Origin of the sequence: Corallococcus sp. bb12-1 (assembly GCF_026626765.1) — a bacterium.
Taxonomy (GTDB): Bacteria; Myxococcota; Myxococcia; order Myxococcales; family Myxococcaceae; genus Corallococcus; species Corallococcus terminator.
Window position 1 is genome coordinate 1,058,892 of sequence record NZ_JAPNJZ010000001.1, and the last position, 18,560, is coordinate 1,077,451.

Sequence of the window (18,560 nt, forward strand, 5' to 3'; positions counted from 1 at the left end):
GGTCACGAACCTTCGCGCGCGGGGAGCCGGACGACGGCCCCCGGGCGCGGTGGTGAGGCGTCCACCAGCGCCAGCAGGAGGCCCGGCTCGAAGGGCTTTTCGATGCGCGGCAGGGGCACGGCCTGGAGGAACGTCCGGGCGCGCTCGGTGAAGCTGCCGCCCGTCATGAACACGAAGCGCGAGAGCAGCTCCGGCCGGCGCCGCGACAGCTCCGCGTGCACGTCCATCCCGGTCAGGTCCGCCATCATCAGGTCGCAGAAGACGCGGTCGAAGGCGTCGTCCTGCTCCAGCAGCGCCAGCGCCTCGCGGCCGCTGTGCGCCACCACCACGTCGTGCTGCCGGCCCAGCATGCGCTTGAGCACCGCGGTGAGCTGCGGTTCGTCGTCCACCACCAGCACGCGCTTGCGCTGGGGCCCTTCGGCCATCCGCACCGCGGGGACGCCGGGGTGCGTGACGGCCTCCGAGACGGGCAGCCGCACCTGGAAGGTGCTGCCCAGGCCGGGGATGCTGGTGGCGGTGAGCTCCCCGTGCATGCTGCGCACGAGGCCCAGGCAGATGGACAGGCCCAGGCCGGTGCCTTCTCCCACGGGGCGCGTGGTGAAGAACGGCTCGAAGGCGCGCTGGAGCACCTCCGGCGTCATGCCCAGGCCGGTGTCGGACACCTCCACCAGCACCCAGGCGCCCTCGCGGCGGGTGGTGAGCGTCACCCGGTGGCGCTCGAAGTCGCCCACGGGGATGGCGTGCGCGGCGTTGATGAGCAGGTGCAGGAACACCTGGCCCAGGCGCGCCTCGTGGGCCAGCGCGTGGGGCACCTGCCCGAAGGAGCGCTCCACCCGGGCGCGGCTTCGCAGGTGCGTCATCGCCATGGAGATGCCGAACTCCACCGCCGAGTGCACATCCACCGGCGACAGGCGCAGTTCGTCCGCGCGGGCGAAGGTCTGAAGGTCGCGCACGATGACGCGGATGCGCTCGGCGCCCTCGCGCGCTTCGCGCAGGGCCTCCAGCGCTTCGCCCAGCGCCGCCTGCACCGCGGCCCCGGCGTTGGCGCGGCGGGCCAGCGGCGTGAGCTGCTCCACGGCGAACTGGAGGTTGCCGGCGACGTAGGACAGCGGGTTGTTGATTTCGTGGCCCACGCCCGCGGCGAGCTGGCCCGCCATGGCCAGCTTCTCCGACTGCACCAGCCGCTCGCGGGCGGCCATCAGCTCATGCGTGCGGCGCTGGGCCAGGGCCTCCGCCTCCAGGCGGCCGGAGTGCTCACGGGCGAGCAGCGCGTCGCGCTCCGCCTGGACGCGCTTCTTGTCCGTGACGTCGCGCGCATAGGTGGAGATGTTGCGGCCGCTCGACCAGGTGTGCACCTCATGCCAGCGGTCCTTGCCGGTGCGCAGCTCGAAGAGGCGGTAGCCCTCCTCGGTGGCCACCTCGCGCAGCGCGCGCTCCATGGGCGTGCCGCACATCTCCGGGCAGGCCTCCCACAGCACGCGGCGGAAGAGGGTCTCCTGGGTGTGGCCGGTGAGCGCCGCGGCGTTGCGGTTGACGTAGGTGATGCGCCAGTCGGTATCCACGGTGAAGAAGGCGTCCGGCATGCTCTCCAGCACGTCGCGCACCCAGTCCAGCGTGTCGCGCAGCCCCTCCTCCATCCGCTGGGCGCTGGTGACGTCGCGCAGGCGCACCAGCACCCCGTCGCGCAGGCGCACGGCGGTGCTCTGCAGCCAGGCCTCCCCTTCGGCGAAGTTGTCCGCGCGCGCTCGGCCGGACTCCACCACCTGCCGCAGGACGTCCAAGCGTCCCGCCAGCCCCTCCGGCGTGGACACCTCGCCCAGGCGCCGGCCCCGCAGGAACTCCGGACCGTGGCCCAGCGCGCGCGCGGCGGCGGGGTTCGCCCACAACCATTCGAAGTCGATGATGGCCCCGCTGTCGGAGCGCACGGCGCGCAGCAGCATGCACGCCTCCGGGTGCTCACGCTCGGCCTCCTCGAGCGCGACGAGGAGCGCATCCGCGAGCGGAAGGGGCACGAACGTGTCGGTCGCGGACATCCGCCTCCTCCGGTGCATCCAGTGGGGTTGGGGAGCCGCCCCCCGACAGGATTCCCCTGAGCGGCCCCGGCCCTACCCATCTCCCGGGGACCCGCATGTCGCCACGAATCGCACGGCGGCTCAAGTCAGGGTCCCCCCGTACGCGTCTTTCACATCACTCTGGAATTTCAGGTAATCGGAGAGCAAACAGGCGGAATTGGGAGGAAGGACAAAGCGGTAAGACTTCCTTTAACTGACAATGTCGTAAGGCGACGTGTGGTTGACCCCGGGAGGCGATGGGCCGCGGGACGAGGCATCCGCACCATGGCCATGGGCCCGTTGCCCGCCCCTTCCCCCACGAGGTCCCCCCATGCCCCGGTTCGCTTCGTGTTCCATTGCCCTCTTCGCCCTGCTGCTCCTCCATGCGGCACCCGCCCAGGCCCTGGTGGATGTGCAGTGCGATGGCGCCATCCAGCAGACCTGGACGCCCGGTCTCAAGGTGCTTCCACGGGTGGTCACCCACACCAATGCTTCCGACTACACCCACTGCACCACGAGCGTTTCCGCCATCACCTTCGGCACCCTCGATGTGACCGCCAGCTTCAACAACAGCTGTGCCGTGAACATCGGGCCTTCGCAGGCCACCATCGAGTGGAGTGATGGCTCCTCGTCGACGTTCACCTTCCAGGGCGTGAGCGCGAACGTGGTGGGCAACATCCAGGTCTTCACCTCCGTGGGAAAGGTGACCCACGGTCGTTTCCAAGGGGACCAGGTGCTGCTCGTCAACCGCTTCCTCAACACGGACCTGCTGGCGTGCCTGTGGCCCCAGGGGCTGACGCGGCTGGCGGGGTCCGCGTCCCTCACGTTCACCCGCCTGTAGCGGGCACGTCGCGCAAGGAAGTGCTCCCCATGGGCCGGGGACGTCGGCCACACTCGGCCCCGCCCATGCGCCCCACCCACGTCACGCAGGTTTCCTTCGAAGCGCTGCACCTGCCCCTCACGGAGCCCTTCGCCATCGCGACGGGCGCGCAGCACGCGGCGGAGAACGCGCTCGTGCGCGTCACGCTCGCGGACGGCACCGTGGGCCTGGGCGAGGCGGCGCCCTTCACCGCCGTGAGCGGGGAGACGCAAGGGAGCACCCTGTCCGCGCTGGAGTCGGTGCGGGGGCTGCTCCTGGGCCGCGACGTCCAGGCCTGGCGGCCCACGTCGGAGGCGCTGGCGGATGCGCTCGCGCTCGCCCCGTCCGCGCGGTGTGGCGTGGAGATGGCGCTCCTGGACGCGCTGGCGCGGCACCACCGCATCCCGCTGCACGCATTCTTCGGCGGGGCGGGCACCGCGCTGGACATCGACATGACCGTCACGGCCGGGGACGTGGCGCACGCGGTGGCCTCCACGCGGGCCATCCTCGGGCGGGGCATCGACACGCTGAAGGTGAAGGTCGGGGCGTTGGATCCGGACGCGGACGCGGCGCGGCTCGTGGCCATCCACCAGGAGGCCCCGAAGGCGCGGCTCTTCGCGGACGCGAACGGGGGCTACGACGTGGCGGAGGCGCTGGCCTTCCTGAAGGAACTGGAGCGGGCGGACGTGCCGCTGTCGCTGTTCGAACAGCCCGTGCCCGCCGCCGACTTCGCGGGGCTCGCGGAGGTGACGCGCCGCTCGAAGGTGCCGGTGTGCGCGGATGAATCCGCGCGGTCCGCGAAGGACGTGCTCCGGCTCATCCGCGAGGGCGCCTGTCACGCCATCAACATCAAGACGATGAAGTGCGGGATGGTGGAGGCGCTGACGATGTGGAGCCTCGCGCGCGCGGCGGGGCTGGAGTTGATGGTGGGCGGCATGGTGGAGAGCGTGCTCGCGATGAGCGCGTCCGCGCACCTGGCGGCGGGCCTGGGCGGCTTCACCTACGCGGACCTGGACACGCCGCTGTTCATCGCGAGCCACCCGTTCCAGGGCGGCGCGCACTACGCGGGCTCGCGGCTGACGTTGGACGCGGACGCACCCGGCCACGGCGTCACGCTGCGCTGAAGCGTCAGCCCTTCACCAACGACGCGGCCACGTCGAGCGCCCGCGCCTTCTGCGGATCCACGCCCACCGCGTACGGCAGCGCGTCTGGTACTTCCACGTCCACCGGCACGCCCACGCCTTCCAGGCGCTCGCCGTCCACCGTCCCATCCATCACCGCGAGGTAGAGCAGGTCACCGTTGGACAGCTTCTGCGGTCCGCCCGCCATCACCGCTCCCGCGGTGCGCTGCCCCACGAGCGTCGCCAGCCGGTGGCGCTTCATCGCGAAGGCCACCAGCTCCTTGCCGCTGCGCGAATTGCCGTTGACGAGCAGCACCACCGGTTTGTGCCAGGCCATCGCCAGGGTCTGCGTCTTGCCGTCGCGGCCGGTGCTCACCATCGTGGGCACCTGGGGGTTGAAGAGGTTCACGAAGGCCGGGCTGCATCCGCCCCAGCCGTCGCGGAAGTCGATGACCAGGGCCTCCGCGTCCGCGAAGGCGTCCTGAAGTGTCTCTTCCAGCAACTGCTGGTGGTCCTCGCCCGCGCACGAGTAGAGGTGCTGGTACGCGACCCGGCGCCCCTGGTGTTCGACGACGCGCGAGCTGGCCCTCTGGTACGCGAGCCACTCCTTGCGCGGGTCCATGCTCCGAGGCGTGACGGTGAGCGACAGGGGCTCCGCGCCCTTCGTGCGCTCCACGGTGAACCGCGTGGCCTTGCCGGTGCGGTTCGCGAAGGCGCGCCAGGGATGGAAGGGCTGGCCCTCCACGGTGAGCAGCCGGTCACCGCGCAAGAGGCCCGCCTTCGCGCCGGGACCTTCCACGAAGACGTGGCGGACGAAGAAGCCGTCCGGGGTCTCCATCATGTCCACGCCGATGCCGGTGGCCTCCACCTTCTTCGGCTTCAGGAAGCCCTGGAAGAGGGAGGACACGGCCGCGTGGCCCGGGGACTGCTTCGGGTAGTAGGTCGTGTGGGAGACCTTCAGCTCCGCGAGCGCCGCGTTCGTGCGCCGGGCGAAGTCCTCCGCGTCCTTCACGTCGGCGGCATAGCCCTGGTGCGCGTCCGCCCACGCGGCGCCCTTCGTCGCGTCGTGGAAGCGCGTGCGCACGAGGGTGACGACTTCATCGCCCAGCTTCGCGTAGGGCCCTGGAGCCGCGTGGACGCTGGCCGACGCCAGCAGCCCCGCCAAAGCCAGCCACCGCGCCGTCTGGACCGTCATGTGACACCTCCCGTGGGGACTTCACGATTCTTCACAGGCCTGTCGCCCCGAGGGAAGCCACGGGTTTCAGGTACCGGGTGGAGTGGCGAACGCGGCGGGGGCGGTTAGGGATGAGGGGCCCATGTTGGATGCGCCCCCTTCATCGCAGCGGCTCGCCCTCGTCTCGGAGGACCCCCTGGCCCGGGGTGCGCTCGCACGGGCCTTGAGCGACCAGGGAGAGGGTTGGACGGTGGTGGCCTCCGGCACGCAGGTGGAGCTGGAGACGGCGCGGAGCGGACCGCCCGACGTGGTGCTCTGGGACACGGGCCTGCGGCTGACGGAGGGCGCGGCGCCGGACCTGGGCGCGCCGGTGCTGGCCCTGGTGGCGGACGAAGCAGCAGGAGAGCTGGCGCTGGGCGCGGGGGCACGCGGGCTGCTGTTCCGCGACGTGGCACCGGAGATGCTCGTGGCCGCGCTGCACGCCGTGGCGCGCGGGCTCACGGTGTTCGAACCCGGGCTGTCGCAGGTTCGCGCCGCGCCGCGAAACACCGCCCCGACGGGAGCACCGGCACAGGACACGCTGACGCCGCGCGAGCGCGAGGTGCTGGGCCTGCTGGCGGAGGGCCTGTCGAACAAGGCCATCGCGGACCGGCTCGCCATCAGCGAGCACACGGCCAAGTTCCACGTGAACGCGGTGCTGGCCAAGCTGGGCGTGCAGCGGCGCACGGAGGCCGTGGTGCGCGCCGCGCGGCTGGGGCTCGTGACGCTCTGACGTGAAAACCGCGCATCAGGGTTCGATGAGTTTACCCAGGTGCTCCCACTCATGGGCCACGCTCTCGTTCATCCAGTCACGAAAGAGGGACGGCAGCGGCCACCGGGTGATCAGGATCTGGTTGGAGGCGGAACGGATCGCCTCCCCCTGCCGGAACTCCGAAGCCGCCAGGGCGCGCTGCGCCTCGTCCCCCATCAGCTCGGCCCCCTGCTCCATGAGCCGGAACCCCGTCTGGTGCTCCAGCAGCGTGGGCCCGGAGGCGACGCGTCCGCCCAGCGTCCACACCGTCCGGCCCAGCCGCATCCGCTCCTCGGCGGAGAGCCGGTCCTTCGTCACGTCAACCCGCTTGAGGAGCCAGAATGGCGGGACCGTGTGAATCGACATCACGGCGGCCATGAAAGGGCCGGTGCCGGGGTGGGTGACCCCCGAAGCCCTCAACCGTCGCTCCGCGTCCGCGTACAACTGGGCCATCGACGTGCCGGTGTACAGCGGCAGGGACGCAAGGCGCTCCAGCGCCGCCATCTCCTCCCGCGTGAGCGGTGCTTCCTGGGAGGTGTCCGCCAACAGCAACATCAACGGCAGCTCGGATTCACGCGCTTCGACGGCGGCGAGCGGTGCCAGCCGCTTTCGCAGCCCCTGTCGCGCCCGGGCACGGGCCTCCCACGGCCGATCTTCGCGGGGCAGGAAGTATTGCAGGGCGGAGAGCATCAGCCTGGGGTCCTGCAACTCCGAGAGGTGGTCGGCGAGCCATCGCTCCTGGTCCTCGGTGCCGTCGTCCGCCAGCATGGCGACGAGGCGATCCTCCGCGGACCGCGTGTTCTCCCAGACCGTGGGGGAGACGGGCACCGTCCGCAGGGTGAGGTTCGTCGTCAGCCCCTCCTTCTCCAGGTCTGGCGCCCCCGCGTCCACCCACGCCCGCCGCATCGACTCGCTCCACCCGGGCACCGGCGTTCGGCGACGCTCTTCGAGGAGCTCCTGGAGGATGTGCGTCTCCGGTTGCCTCGGGGCCACCGCGTCCAGTCGCGCCACCGTCCGGGTCGCGGCGTCCAGGTTCCCCTGCTCCAGGAACAGGCACGCCTGGACCACCAGGGCCGCCGGGTTGCCGGGGGCATCCTCCAGCACGTCGGCGATCGCCTCCTGCGCACCTGACAGGTCATCCCTCCAGATCTGGTCCACGACCTGATGGATTCGCGCCTCGGTGCGCCGCTCCGCGCTGAACGGCAGGGACGCGCAGGACAACTGCACCGCGAGGAGTGACAGGGACAGGGAACGCCAGAGCGCCTTCATCGCCCCAGCCTACTGGAGGAGCGGGCAACCACCATCCACTCCCCCACCCCCTCGCGCACGGGCTAGAGTCCGCCTCCTCCATGGCCAACCAGGATTGGGTTTCGCGCCTGCTCACCGGACGCGCGTCGGCGGACAAGGGCCTCAGCGTCCACCTCTCCGAGCGCGACGGCGGCAGCCTCCACGACAAGATGCGGCAGGCGTATTGGTGGATCACCAACAACGCCGTCATCTGCCCCTACTACGACATCGAGTTCGGCGGCACCGCCGCGCTGAAGAACGCCGCCGGGGATGAGCTGCACCTGCCGGAGGACATGAGCTACAGCTCCTTCGTCCTCATCCCCCTGCTCACCCTCTTCACCTGCCGCCGCGCCCTGCTGGTGGGCGGGCCGGGCCGAGGGAAAACGACCAGCGCCATCCTCATGGCGCTGCTGTCCGGCATGGGCCGCGAGGACGTGCACCGGGGCATCCAGCGCGGACATCCGCAGTTGTCCATCGCGGACCTGCTGGGCGCGCCCCTGCCGTCGGACATGCTCAAGGCGGAGGACCTGTCCGCCGTCAAGGTGAGCTGGCGCAAGTGGATCAGCCAACGCGTGAAGATCATCGACGAGTACAACCGCATCCCCACGAAGACCCAGTCCGCCCTGCTGTCGCTCCTGGGCGAGGGCTACGCGGAGATGATGGACCAGTACGTCTACACCGGGCGCTCGTCCTGGTTCCTCACCGCCAACGACGACCAGGGCGGCGGCACCTTCCAGGTCATCGAAGCGCTCAAGGACCGCATCGACGTCGTGGTGCGCGCCGTCCCGTTCAACTCCGGCTTCGTGGACACGCTGCTCCAGCGCATCGAGTCCGACAAGTCCCCCGAAGAGCTGCTGCCCAAGGACATCGTCTTCACGCCGGGCGAGCTGGAGAAGGCCTACAACGCCATCCTCGCCGTGGAGGTACCCAAGGGAGCGCTGGAGCGCGTGGCCTTCTTCCTGGGACAGCTGGACTTCTGCCGCATGGCGTCCCCGCGCTTCGAGTTCAAGCACAAGGACACGCTGAAGCTCGCCGGCCAGACGGTGTCCGCGGTGTGCAACGAGCAGTGCCCCTTGGACAAGAAGGTGCACCTCTGCACGCAGACGGAGAACGGCACCAGCGTGCGCGCGTACCAGACCATCCTGCACTTCGCGAAGGCGCTCGCGTTCTTCCGGGGCCACCGCTCCGTGGAGCTGGAGGACTTCCGGCAGATCATCCCCTGGGTGCTGCACGAGAAGCTCACCCCCAACGCGCGCAGCCCCTTCTTCGAGGCGAAGGGGAACAAGATGCTGCTCCAGGACCGCGTGGCGTGGATCCGCAACATGTTCGACATGGCCATGGCCCGCTACGGCACGCACGCGCCGCTGCGCCAGAAGGTCGTCCAACTGCGCACGGAGCTGGACCTGGGCCTGTCCGGCGTGGACCTGCGCACCACCGAGAAGCGCCTGTCCGCCGTCACCGTGCTGATGAACGAGCTGATGTCCCGCCACGAGCTGTCCGGCCCGGTGTACGAGGACATCATCCACTTGAAGTCCCTCTACAGCCGCTACCGCAACTACGCGACGTGGCTGAAGGAAAACCCGGGCGGTCAGCCATGAGCGAATTCGTCAACACGCTGGAGAAGGAAGCCCGGTCCCGCTTCGTGCGCTGGGACCCCGCGCTGTGGCAGGGCTTTCTCAGCGGCCCCGTGGCGCGCATGGGCCAGGCGCTGGCGGCCGGTGGAGACCCTGCCCAGGGCGAGGAGATCCTCCGCGCCTACCTGCGCCTGGGCGCCGAGGGCATCGGCCTGGGCTACCTCTACCCCGCGTCCGCCGGGCGGCAGAACTTCTTCACGCTCGCGTGGTCGGACCTGGTGCCGCGCCTGTTGCCGGCGCTGCCCGGAGAGCGTCAGGCCCCGGCGCTCGCCCGGATGTGGAACCTGAGCGAGAACATGGAGTCCGCGCCCCCCTGGGTGCAGCGCCTGTTCTGCCGCATGGGCGCGACCCTGCGCTCGCTGGACGACATCGAGGGCCACCTGCACGCCGTCGCCAACGAGGCGATGGAGCCGCCCACGCAGACGCTGGGCGACACCTCCACCGCGCTGTGGGTGGACCTGTCGCAGGAGGACAGCCGCTTCATGCCGGGCGAAGTGCACTTCCTCGCGCCCGCCGTGGTGTGCGTGCACGACCGGCACCGCGCCACCGCCGCCGGAGGACGCGACGCGGCCACCCAGGGCGTGTGGCTTTCGAAGAAGCCCATGCTCCTGGGCCCCATGGGCTGCAACGAACGGCTGGAGCCCTCGCGCAAGACCGAGAAGTCCCTCACCTCGCTGGCGCAGCGCGACCCGCGCGCGGGGGACTGGTACAGCACCCTGAGCAACGAATGGCGCGCGGTGGCCACGATGCACACGTCCCAGTGGCTGGCGGTCATCCTGCCGACATGACCCGGCGCGCGGCCTTCACCCCGGAGGAGGTGGAGCAGTGCTGGCGCGACGCGCTGGCGCTGTGGGACGTGCACGTGCAGTTGAGCCCGCCCGAACCGCACCAGCCCTTCCTCCCGGGCGATGAAGCGCAGCACGAGCCGCTCGCGTACATCGACCTGGTGCGCCGGCAGGTGTTCGTCCACTTCGAGCTGTTGGACAAGATGGGCGCGCGCGACAGCCTCACCGCCGTGCTGGCGCACGAAATCGGGCACCACGTGCGCTTCCCGCACACGCTGGGCTGGGACGCGGAGCTGCGCGTGCTGGAGCAGCGGCTCTTGCCCGGCCTGGGCCAGTCGCTCACCAACCTGTTCTACGACCTCCAGGTGAATGAGTTCGTGGGGCGCACCCACGCGGAGGCGCTGTGCGAGGTGTACCGGGGCTTCCTGCGCACGCCCGACGCCCGACAGGGCAAGGGTGAGGCGACGTCCCCGCTGTTCTGCTTCTACCTGGCCCTCTACGAGGAGCTGTGGAGCAAGACGCCCGGCGACCTCGTGCCCGCCAATCGCTTGAGCGGACTGGAGCAGGACTACCCGGGCTTCCGCATCCAGGCGCGCCTGTTCGTGCAGACGTTCTACGCGCTGCCGGATGCGCGGCTCCAGTTCCTCTACTTCTGCGCCGCGTTCATCCGCTTCATCGACGAGCCCGGCAAGACGCGCTTCTTCATTCCGCTGGCCGGCGACGTGCCCGGCCCGGACGAGGGCGACCTGGACGCGGCGGTGCAGTCCGGCGGCCGGTGGGAGGACGCGCTGGAGAAGGCGCGGGAGCAGGGCTGGCTGGACGCGACGCACGACACGAAGGACGCGGATCCGCTCACCACCATCGACCGCGTGACGAAGCACCTCCCCGGCAGGGGCGAAGGCAGGCTGCGGCGGGCCCTGGTGGCACGGCACTACCGGCGGCTGGTGGACCGGCACATCCTGAAGCTGCCCTCCGCGCCGTCGAAGCCGGAGCCGTACCTGCGCACGATTCCGGAGGCGTGGGAGTACGGCGACGACCCGTCCACCATCGACTGGACGCTCACGGTGGTGACGCAGGGACACCTGTCCGCCATCGCGCCCCTGCGCCGCGAGCTGGAGGCGGACCTGCCGCCGCCGTCGGACCTGGGCGTGCCCGCACTGGAGCTGTACCTGGACACGAGCGGCTCCATGCCCAACCCGGAGCATCAGCTCAACGCGATGACGCTGGCGGCGCAGGTGCTGTCGGCGTCCGCGCTGCGCAAGGGCGCCACGGTGCGCGGCATCATCTATTCGGACCGGCAGCCGCGCATCTCCGAGTGGATGTACGACGAGGAGACAGCGCGCGACTTCCTGCTGCACTACATCGGCGGGGGGACGTGGTTTCCGGTGGAGGAGATGGAGAAGCTCTCCCACGAGCGTCCGGACGTGCTGCGGGTCATCATCTCCGACAGCGACTTCCTTTCGAACATGCAGGACGCCCAGGCGCAGGAGCGGCTGGGCAGGGCGGTGAAGCGCTCGCGCCGGGTGGTGGCCCTGCTCGCGGTCCCGGAAGAGACGCGCGCCCGGCAGGTGCTGGCGCCGACGTTGCGCGACCCGCGCTTCCGGCTCGCGACGGTGCAATGGATGTCTGACTTCGGGCCGGCCGCCGCGGCGTTGGCCGATGCCTTGTTGGAGAACTGATGGCTGTCTCGCTCGTGAAGCTGCGTGAACAACTGGCCGCCTCTCCCATCGTCTCGCCGTATCCGCACGACCTGGCGGTGGCCATCATCTGCGACACCTTCCGCCAGGCCAGCCAGAAGCCGCCCTCCCAGGCCGAGTGGGACAAGCTGGAGAAGCGGCTCAAGACCCCCTTGTTCCGCGAACAGGTGGGCATGCTCGCTCACGTGCTGGTGTCGTCGGAGCTGCGCAAGAAGACGGTGCTCTACCTCACCGGGGACCGCACGCCGCAGGCGCGCCTGCAACAGTTCCTGGAGGAGGTGCTGCCGCTGACCGCGGAGATGATTCGCTCCAACGCCTTCCGCCAGGAGGAGTTCCTGCGCAGGTGGTTGTCCGTGGTGGGCGCGGACATCGAAGGGGAGACGGAGCAGCAGTCGAAGGAGCGCCTGAAGGCGCTGGACTACCGGCAGGCCGTCACCGACCTGCGCCGCATCGAGGAGGCCCGCAAGGAGGAGGCGGACCGACGCACGAAGATGCTCCAGGAGGCCCAGCAGAAGGACGCCGAGGCCCGGGGCTGGCGCGAGTGACATTGGGAGTCGCGCCCCGGGCCCGCATCCGCCGCGATGCACGGACGCAGCGGCCCCACCTGCCGTGGGCGCTGGACGTGGCGGCGGGCCTCCGGCGCGGTGCCTCCACGGTGGACGAGGCCGTGGCCCGCGCGGAGCTGGAGTCGCGCCTGGGATGGCTGCGGCAGGCGCTCCAGGGTTCGCCCTATTACGTGCGGGTGCTGCGCGAGGCGGGGCTGCACCCGGGAGACCTCCAGCGGCTGGAGGACCTGCGGCACTTCCCCGCGCTGGACCGCTCGACCCTGGCGCGTCACTGGGGGGACGTGCCCACGCTGCCTGACGCCTCCGATGAGTGCGTGGTGGTGAAGAGCTCCGGCACCACGGGCGATCCGGTGAACGTGCTGCGGGACCGACGCGACTGCCTGTTGATGTGGGCCGTGCTGCGCTTCTTCACTGAACACACGGGCACGGTGCCACCGCCGCGTCCGCGCGTGGTGTTGCTGGACGTGCTGCCGGGCGGGCTGGAGTACTCGGTGCGGCTGCCCCTCTTCCACGACGGCGCCCTGCACCGCGTCTCCGTGCTGCGCGACGACGCGGTGGAGCGCTTGCAGCGGGTGCGCGCGGCTGTCGTCTTCTCCGACCCGGAAGGGCTGCGCTGGCTGCTGGCCCATCGGGAGGTGCCCGCTCCCCGGCTGGTGCTCACCTCCGCGCAGCACCTGCCGCGAGCGCTGCGCGACGCGTGGGAGCACGAGCGGGGCGTGCCGGTCCTCAACTACTACGCCGCCACGGAGACGGGGCCGCTCGCGTGGGAGTGCCGCGAGGACGCGAACCCGGGCCGCTTCCACGTGCTCACGCCGGATGTCTGGCTGGAGCCGGACGGGGACGAGGTGGTGGTGACGCGGCTGCGGCCCAGCGTGCTGCCGCTGTTGCGCTACCGGCCGGGCGACACCGGCACCGTCCGCAGGGACGCCTGCACCTGCGGCTTCCACGGCTGGACGCTGACGGGCTTCGGTGGCCGGGGGGCCTGCACGTTCCACACGCCAACGGGACGCGCGGTGGATGCGTGGGCCCTGGCGTGGGTGTTCAAACATCACCCGCTGCGCGCATTCCGGCTCACGCAGGTGTCGCGGGAATGTTTCACGTTGGAGCTGGCGGGGGCACCCGAGGACAGCGTGGTCGCGCTGTGCGAACGCTTGACCGCGGCGCTGCGCAACCTGGGTTGGCTCGCGCCCGAGGTGGCGGTGAGCGGAACGGAGGCATTCCCACCGTCCGCCAAGCCGCTCCCCTTCCGGAGCGGGCTTCCGGCTCCAGGGTGAGCCGTCTGTCGGACGGTCGTTTGTCCTGGACTCCCACGTTGCGCATGAAGACCCTCCAGGAAGGGACCTCTTAGGAGAGGATGGAAGCCATGGAGACTCGGAAGCTGGGCAGACAGGGCATCACCTTCTTCGATACCGCCGACGCCTATGGCCCGGGACGCAACGAGGAGCTGGTGGAGCACATCGACCGGCTCGCCCGGCAGAAGCAGTGCTCGCCCGCGCAGCTGGCGCTCGCCTGGGTGCTGTCGCGCGGGCAGGACGTGGTGCCCATCCCCGGCACCAAGCGCCGCAAGTACCTGGACGACAACCTGGGGGCCCTGGAGGTGAAGCTCACGCCGCAAGACCTGAAGGACATCGAAGCCATCGCTCCGCCCGGCGTGGCCGCCGGGGAGCGCTACCCTGCCTCCATGCAGGGCCTGACCCAGTCCACCCCTCCCACAAGCAAGGAAGCCCGCTGAAGCCACGCCGACAGGTAGGCTGAGCCGCGCCCATGTCCGTCCCCTCGACGTCCGCAGTCCGGGTCCCGGTCCCTGTTCCGGCGGCGCCCCCCACTCCGACTCCCCCGGGACCTCCGGCCGTCTCGAAGGAGGAAGGGTCCGCGCCGCTGCGCTACGGGCTCGCGGTGGTGAGCGTGGCGCTGGCCTTCGTGGCCCAGGAGCTGTTGTCGTCGTTCACGGTGGGGATGCCCTTCCTCGCCTTCTTCGCCGCCGTGATGTTCTCCGGCTGGCGCGGAGGGTGGGGCCCGGGGCTGCTGGCCACGGGGATCTCGCTGGTCGCCGTGGACTACTTCTTCCTGACGCCCATCCACACCTGGAAGGTGCGGACCGGCAGCCTCATCACGCTGGGCCTCTTCCTCGCGCTGTCCCTGTTCGTGACGCTGCTCAACGCGCGCCTGCGCCGGGCCAACATGGAGCGCGCCAGCCTGCTGGAGAGCGAGCGCGCGGCCCGCGCCGCCGCCGAGTACGAACGCGCGCGCCTGCGCGAGCTCTTCATGCAGGCGCCCGCGCACCTGGTCATCTTCCGCGGGCCCGACCACCTCTTCGAGCTGTCCAACCCCCTCAACTCCGCGATGCTGGGCAACCCGGACCTGCTGGGCAAGCCCGCGCGGGACGTGGGGCCGAAGGAGGAGGCCGCGCGCATCTCCCGGCTGTTGGACCGCATCTACACGACGGGCGAGCCCTTCCATGGCAAGGAGATGCCGCTCCAGCTGAAGCAACCGGATGGCTCCGTGCGCGAGTACTTCTTCGACATCACGTACACGCCCACGCATGACGCCGAGGGGAAGGTGGACGGCATCGCCGGCTTCGGCTTCGACGTGACGGGCCACGTGCGCGCGCGGGCAAGGGCGGAGCAGTTGGCGCGCGAGCTGTCCCACAACGAGGAGCACCTGCGGATGCTGGCGGGGGCCAGCTCCTTCCTCGCCACGTCACTGGACTACGAGGCCACGCTGCACAACGTGGTGCGGCTGGCGGTGCCCACGCTGGCGGACTGGTGCATCGTCGACATGGCGATGGAGGACGGCACCTACAAGCGGATGGAGGTGGCGCACGCGAGGACGGAGCCAGAGGCGCTCGCGGAGCAGCTGCGGACGCCGCCTTCGGAGACGTGCTGCTACCCCGCGAAGGGCGCGGGAGCCCTGCTGCTCAAGGGGCAGGCCTTCTTCGTGGAGGAGGCCACCGACGCGTCCCTCCAGCAGTTGACCGAATCCCCGGAGTGGCTGGAGCTGCTGCGGAGCCTGCGGCTGCGCTCCTTCGCGGTGGTGCCCCTGGTGGCCCGCGAGCGCACGCTCGGCGTCATCAGCTTCGCCACCAGCCGTGCGTCCGGCCGGAGCTACACGGCGGCGGACCTGCCCTTCCTCCAGGAGCTGGCCAACCGCGCCGCGCTGTCCATGGAGAACGCGCGGCTGTACCGCGAGGCGCGCGAAGCCGTCCGCCTGCGCGACGAGTTCCTGTCCATCGCGAGCCACGAGCTGAAGACGCCGCTCACGCCGCTCAACCTCAAGCTCCAGTCGCTGCGGCGGGAGATGGACCGCACGCCGGGCCCGGTGTCGCGCGCGATGGTGGAGAACTACCTGGAGGTGGGCTCGCGGCAGTTGAAGAAGCTGGCGGAGCTGGTGAACGACCTGCTGGACGTGTCGCGCATCGCCTCCGGGCGGATGTCCCTGGACCCCGCGTCGGTGGACCTGGCGGAGCTGGTGCGCGACGTGGTGGCCGCCTACGAGGGCCCCGCCGCGCGTTCGGGTTCCGAGCTGCGCGTGGAGGGCGTGGACACCACGACGACGGGGTGGTGGGACCGGCCGCGCCTGGAGCAGGTGGTGGTGAACCTGGTGGACAACGCCATCAAGTACGGCCAGGGGCGCCCCATCGACATCCGCGTGGAGGCGACGGACGGGCATGCGACGTTGACGGTGCGGGACCAGGGCATCGGCATCTCGGCGGAGTCACTGCCAAGGCTCTTCGGCCGCTTCGAGCGCGCGGTGAGCGAGCGGCACTACGGAGGCCTGGGCCTGGGGCTCTACATCACGCGCACGCTGGTGGAGGCCATGGGCGGCACGGTGCGCGTGGAGAGCCAACTGGGGCAGGGGTCCGTCTTCACCATGGCGCTGCCCTTGCGAGCGAATCCGCCCGCCCTGATTCCCCCGCCGCCCTGACTCAGCCCGACTCAGGTAGCCGCGCGGAGGCGAGGCAACTGCGCGTGGGGTTCCCACGGGCCGCTGGAGCCCAGGCAATGCTGGCAGGTGGCCAGGGGAGTGTCTCGCTCCAGGTAGGCGAGGAGGCCTGAGAGCAGCTCCGGGCTGTCGAGCGAGAGGCCATCCGACTCCGCGAGCGCGGGCAGGTGCGGGTGCTGCGCGGCGAGCACGGTGGCGACGTGGGGCGGGCGGGTGCAGGTGAAGAAGCGGCCCCGGTAGACGAGGTGGCAGCGGTGCTTGAGCCAGCACTTCGCGAAGACGTCCTGGATGTCCGCGTCGGAGTCCAGCGGTGCGTCCGGGGTGATGCGCTGGAAGGCGTCGATGTGCTTCACGGAGAGGTGGACGCCGTGGCGTTCGCAGCGTTCGGTGATGCGCGCGATGGAGCGTTCGGGCAGGGGCGCGGAGGTGTAGACGGACAGGGTCATCCGGTCGAGCCGCTCATAGACGGCGTCCGGAGCGCTCTGGGCGAGGAAGCCGTTGGTGGTGATGGACACCTGTTCGGAGATGCCGGAGGCGCGCACCTGGTCGAGTACGGCGGGCAGGTCCGGGTGGAGGAAGGGCTCGCCGCCGGTGAGCTTGAAGACGTTGGGCTTGAGCACGCGCGCGAGCTTGCGCAGGTCCTCGCCCAGCGCCTCTGGGGAGACAGCCCACGCGGGCAGGTGCGGCGACAGCGGGCAGCACTGCACGCAGCGCAGGTTGCAGTGCGTGGTGACGTGCGTCTCCAGGGACCAGGTGAGGACGCGGCTGTCGTGAAGCTCGTAGCGCACGGCGGTGGAGTGTAGCCCCGAATCCGGGAGCGGACGGACTTCAGCTCGCGGTGAGGACGAGCTGGTCCATGGCGCGGGTCATCGCCACGTAGAGCAGGCGAGCTTCCTCCTTGGCCTCGGGCCGCTCCGGCGAAGGGCGTTTGAGGCGAGGAATGGCGACGACCGGGAACTCCAATCCCTTGCTGGAGTGGAAGGTCAGCACCTTCACGCTGGCCTCGCCCGGACTGAAGGTGGATTGACCCGCGCCCTTGCCCACCCATTGCAGGGGAATGCCCATCCGGGTCAGGTGCTGGACGGCGACCCGGCCGATGTCCGCGCTGCGGTAGAGCAGGGCCATCTCGTTCCAGACCCTGCCCTCCGAATGCAACTGCTGGAAGCGTCCCGCGATGTAGCGCAGCTCCTCGTGCAGGTTGGGCAGGGAGATGATCTGGGGCGTGGGTCCGCGCCGTCCCGCCGACTGGGGCTGGATGAGCGGAACCCCATCATCATCCGCATCACTGGGGGTCAGCACTTCCTGCGCGAAGGCCGCGGCGAACTGGAGGATGTCCGCGGTGTTGCGGTAGTTCAGCCGCAGGATGGTGGTGCGCCCCTGGGCCTGGATGCCGACGCTCCGGAAGCTGAACCGCTTGTGCGGGTAGATGGCCTGGGCATCGTCATAGAGCAGCAGGAGCGCGTTGGTGGACGGGTCCACCATCTGCGAGACGAGCTTGAACCATTCCGGTTGGAAGTCGTGCCCTTCGTCGATGAGCACCGCGCCGTACTGTGCCCGGGGAATCAGGCCGCGATCCACGGCGGCGATGACCCGCTGGACGAGCTGCTCGGCGTACTCCCCAGGTGGCAGTCCCTGCGGTGGGAGTCCGGCGTGGAAATGACGGAGCTGGGCATGACACCAGGAGTGGAAGGTCTGGATGACCACCTGCTCTGAGAGTCCTCGGGCCCGCAACATCTGCTCCAACCAGCCATAGAGCGGCTTGCCGAAACAGAGGACAAGCACGGGGCGATGGAGCGTCCTGGCCAATTGCAGGCAGCGGTAGCCCAGGATCATCGTCTTGCCGGAGCCGGCGACCCCATGGATGACGCGGTGTCCTTCGCCCAGGCTGCGGGCCAGCTGCTCCTGCTGGAGATCCATGATGCGGATGAGGTCCGGCACGGACAGTTCCATTTCCACCTGGACCGGCGCGGAGCGGTCCAGCGGGGAGCTGCCAATGCGCAGCTCCGGGAAGATGTGCCACCGGATCCGATCCAACTGCGGCAGGGACACAGGCCGTTCCGGAACCCACGGGAACATGGCCCAGAGCCGCTGCTGAAAGGCTTCGGCGGTGACCTCCTCCGTCATCTCATCCTTGCAGATGACCCGGTGAGGGGGCAGCACCTCGCCCAGGTTGCCCTCGTCGAACTGCTTGCGGGTGATGTTCGAGAGGACGACCCCATGGCTCCAGGGCAGCACCAGCCGGCCCCGATAGGGACCGTCAGGACAGACCAGCATCGGGTCGCGCTGGAGCCGCGTCGCGATCTCCTGGGCATAGGTGCGCGACTGTTCGAAGGGGTTGCCCACCTCCTTGAGACCGGTCTCCGTCAGGAGGACGGCGCGCGCCTTGTCGAGGTTTCGCAGCGTGTCGCGCTTCCAGTCCTTCACTTCGAGGACCAGGAGCCCCCGGCGAGGATGCACGACGAGGAAGTCCGGGTGGTGCCCCGTTCCGCCGATGGGCACGTCGTACCAGAGGAGGTAGTCGTCCTCGAGCTTCTCCTCCAGCCGTCGGGCGAACCGCTTCTCACCCGCCTGCATCCGGCCGAGGCACTGGCTCAGGACTGGGATGAGCGTCGCCATGTCCCAAGCCTATCCTGGTGGAAGGGAAACAGCATTTC

At 70.2% G+C, this 18,560-nt stretch carries 14 protein-coding genes and 1 pseudogene; 10 read left to right on the forward strand and 5 right to left on the reverse strand.

Annotated features, from left to right (window positions below; genetic code table 11):
- Window positions 1-2: 2 nt before the first annotated feature.
- Window positions 3-2,033, reverse strand: a complete 2,031-nt coding sequence (locus tag OV208_RS04420) for an ATP-binding protein (RefSeq protein ID WP_267572537.1) — start codon at window positions 2,031-2,033, stop codon at window positions 3-5.
- 349 nt (window positions 2,034-2,382) lie between these two features.
- Between OV208_RS04420 and OV208_RS04425 the strand changes: the two genes are divergently transcribed.
- Window positions 2,383-2,892, forward strand: coding sequence for a hypothetical protein (locus OV208_RS04425; RefSeq protein ID WP_267572538.1), 510 nt, complete (start codon window positions 2,383-2,385; stop codon window positions 2,890-2,892).
- 65 nt (window positions 2,893-2,957) lie between these two features.
- Window positions 2,958-4,034, forward strand: a complete 1,077-nt coding sequence (locus tag OV208_RS04430) for a dipeptide epimerase (RefSeq protein WP_267572815.1) — start codon at window positions 2,958-2,960, stop codon at window positions 4,032-4,034.
- Between the two features lie 4 nt (window positions 4,035-4,038).
- Here OV208_RS04430 and OV208_RS04435 read toward each other — a convergent pair whose 3' ends face one another.
- Complete coding sequence (locus tag OV208_RS04435; RefSeq protein ID WP_267572539.1) at window positions 4,039-5,226, reverse strand: S41 family peptidase; 1,188 nt, start codon at window positions 5,224-5,226, stop codon at window positions 4,039-4,041.
- Window positions 5,227-5,347: 121 nt separating this feature from the next.
- Here OV208_RS04435 and OV208_RS04440 point away from each other — a divergent pair, with 121 nt between their 5' ends.
- Window positions 5,348-5,977: a LuxR C-terminal-related transcriptional regulator gene (locus OV208_RS04440; RefSeq protein WP_267572540.1), complete on the forward strand. Its 630-nt coding sequence runs from the start codon at window positions 5,348-5,350 to the stop codon at window positions 5,975-5,977.
- Window positions 5,978-5,992: 15 nt separating this feature from the next.
- Here the strand turns inward: OV208_RS04440 and OV208_RS04445 are convergent, their stop codons facing one another.
- Window positions 5,993-7,264: a hypothetical protein gene (locus OV208_RS04445; protein ID WP_267572541.1), complete on the reverse strand. Its 1,272-nt coding sequence runs from the start codon at window positions 7,262-7,264 to the stop codon at window positions 5,993-5,995.
- A gap of 80 nt (window positions 7,265-7,344) precedes the next feature.
- Here OV208_RS04445 and OV208_RS04450 point away from each other — a divergent pair, with 80 nt between their 5' ends.
- The 7 genes and pseudogenes from OV208_RS04450 to OV208_RS04480 all read left to right on the forward strand — a co-directional run bounded on the left by OV208_RS04450 (window position 7,345) and on the right by OV208_RS04480 (window position 15,888).
- The gene (locus tag OV208_RS04450; protein WP_267572542.1) at window positions 7,345-8,880 is read left to right on the forward strand and encodes a MoxR family ATPase; all 1,536 of its coding nucleotides are present in this window, start codon (window positions 7,345-7,347) and stop codon (window positions 8,878-8,880) included.
- On the forward strand, window positions 8,877-9,704 hold the full coding sequence (locus tag OV208_RS04455; protein WP_267572543.1) for a hypothetical protein: 828 nt from the start codon (window positions 8,877-8,879) through the stop codon (window positions 9,702-9,704). The genes OV208_RS04450 and OV208_RS04455 overlap by 4 nt, the downstream gene beginning before the upstream one ends.
- Window positions 9,701-11,380, forward strand: a complete 1,680-nt coding sequence (locus OV208_RS04460; RefSeq protein WP_267572544.1) for a M48 family metalloprotease — start codon at window positions 9,701-9,703, stop codon at window positions 11,378-11,380. Before OV208_RS04455 ends, OV208_RS04460 begins: the two co-directional genes overlap by 4 nt.
- Complete coding sequence (locus OV208_RS04465; RefSeq protein WP_267572545.1) at window positions 11,380-11,943, forward strand: hypothetical protein; 564 nt, start codon at window positions 11,380-11,382, stop codon at window positions 11,941-11,943. Before OV208_RS04460 ends, OV208_RS04465 begins: the two co-directional genes overlap by 1 nt.
- Window positions 11,940-13,238 (forward strand): phenylacetate--CoA ligase family protein, encoded by a 1,299-nt coding sequence (locus OV208_RS04470; protein ID WP_267572546.1) that lies wholly within the window; start codon window positions 11,940-11,942, stop codon window positions 13,236-13,238. Before OV208_RS04465 ends, OV208_RS04470 begins: the two co-directional genes overlap by 4 nt.
- A 158-nt stretch (window positions 13,239-13,396) precedes the next feature.
- Window positions 13,397-13,696 (forward strand): annotated as a pseudogene (locus tag OV208_RS04475) (aldo/keto reductase); the annotation flags it as partial.
- 32 nt (window positions 13,697-13,728) lie between these two features.
- Window positions 13,729-15,888 carry an ATP-binding protein gene (locus OV208_RS04480; protein WP_267572547.1) on the forward strand — a complete coding sequence of 720 codons (2,160 nt, stop codon included), beginning with the start codon at window positions 13,729-13,731 and terminating at the stop codon, window positions 15,886-15,888.
- 11 nt (window positions 15,889-15,899) lie between these two features.
- Here OV208_RS04480 and OV208_RS04485 read toward each other — a convergent pair whose 3' ends face one another.
- Both OV208_RS04485 and OV208_RS04490 read right to left on the reverse strand, forming a co-directional pair.
- Entirely contained in the window at window positions 15,900-16,694 is a 795-nt protein-coding gene (locus OV208_RS04485; protein WP_267572548.1) for a radical SAM protein, read from the reverse strand.
- Window positions 16,695-16,734: 40 nt separating this feature from the next.
- The gene (locus OV208_RS04490) at window positions 16,735-18,522 is read right to left on the reverse strand and encodes a DEAD/DEAH box helicase (RefSeq protein ID WP_267572549.1); all 1,788 of its coding nucleotides are present in this window, start codon (window positions 18,520-18,522) and stop codon (window positions 16,735-16,737) included.
- Between the last annotated feature and the right edge of the window lie 38 nt (window positions 18,523-18,560).

Excerpts from the sequence above, each read along its gene's own strand:
- OV208_RS04420 (WP_267572537.1), bottom strand. The coding sequence starts at position 2,033 with ATGTCCGCGACCGACACGTTCGTGCCCCTTCCGCTCGCGGATGCGCTC.
- OV208_RS04425 (WP_267572538.1), top strand. The coding sequence starts at position 2,383 with ATGCCCCGGTTCGCTTCGTGTTCCATTGCCCTCTTCGCCCTGCTGCTC.
- OV208_RS04430 (WP_267572815.1), top strand. The coding sequence starts at position 2,958 with ATGCGCCCCACCCACGTCACGCAGGTTTCCTTCGAAGCGCTGCACCTG.
- OV208_RS04435 (WP_267572539.1), bottom strand. The coding sequence starts at position 5,226 with ATGACGGTCCAGACGGCGCGGTGGCTGGCTTTGGCGGGGCTGCTGGCG.
- OV208_RS04440 (WP_267572540.1), top strand. The coding sequence starts at position 5,348 with ATGTTGGATGCGCCCCCTTCATCGCAGCGGCTCGCCCTCGTCTCGGAG.
- OV208_RS04445 (WP_267572541.1), bottom strand. The coding sequence starts at position 7,264 with ATGAAGGCGCTCTGGCGTTCCCTGTCCCTGTCACTCCTCGCGGTGCAG.
- OV208_RS04450 (WP_267572542.1), top strand. The coding sequence starts at position 7,345 with ATGGCCAACCAGGATTGGGTTTCGCGCCTGCTCACCGGACGCGCGTCG.
- OV208_RS04455 (WP_267572543.1), top strand. The coding sequence starts at position 8,877 with ATGAGCGAATTCGTCAACACGCTGGAGAAGGAAGCCCGGTCCCGCTTC.
- OV208_RS04460 (WP_267572544.1), top strand. The coding sequence starts at position 9,701 with ATGACCCGGCGCGCGGCCTTCACCCCGGAGGAGGTGGAGCAGTGCTGG.
- OV208_RS04465 (WP_267572545.1), top strand. The coding sequence starts at position 11,380 with ATGGCTGTCTCGCTCGTGAAGCTGCGTGAACAACTGGCCGCCTCTCCC.
- OV208_RS04480 (WP_267572547.1), top strand. The coding sequence starts at position 13,729 with ATGTCCGTCCCCTCGACGTCCGCAGTCCGGGTCCCGGTCCCTGTTCCG.
- OV208_RS04490 (WP_267572549.1), bottom strand. The coding sequence starts at position 18,522 with ATGGCGACGCTCATCCCAGTCCTGAGCCAGTGCCTCGGCCGGATGCAG.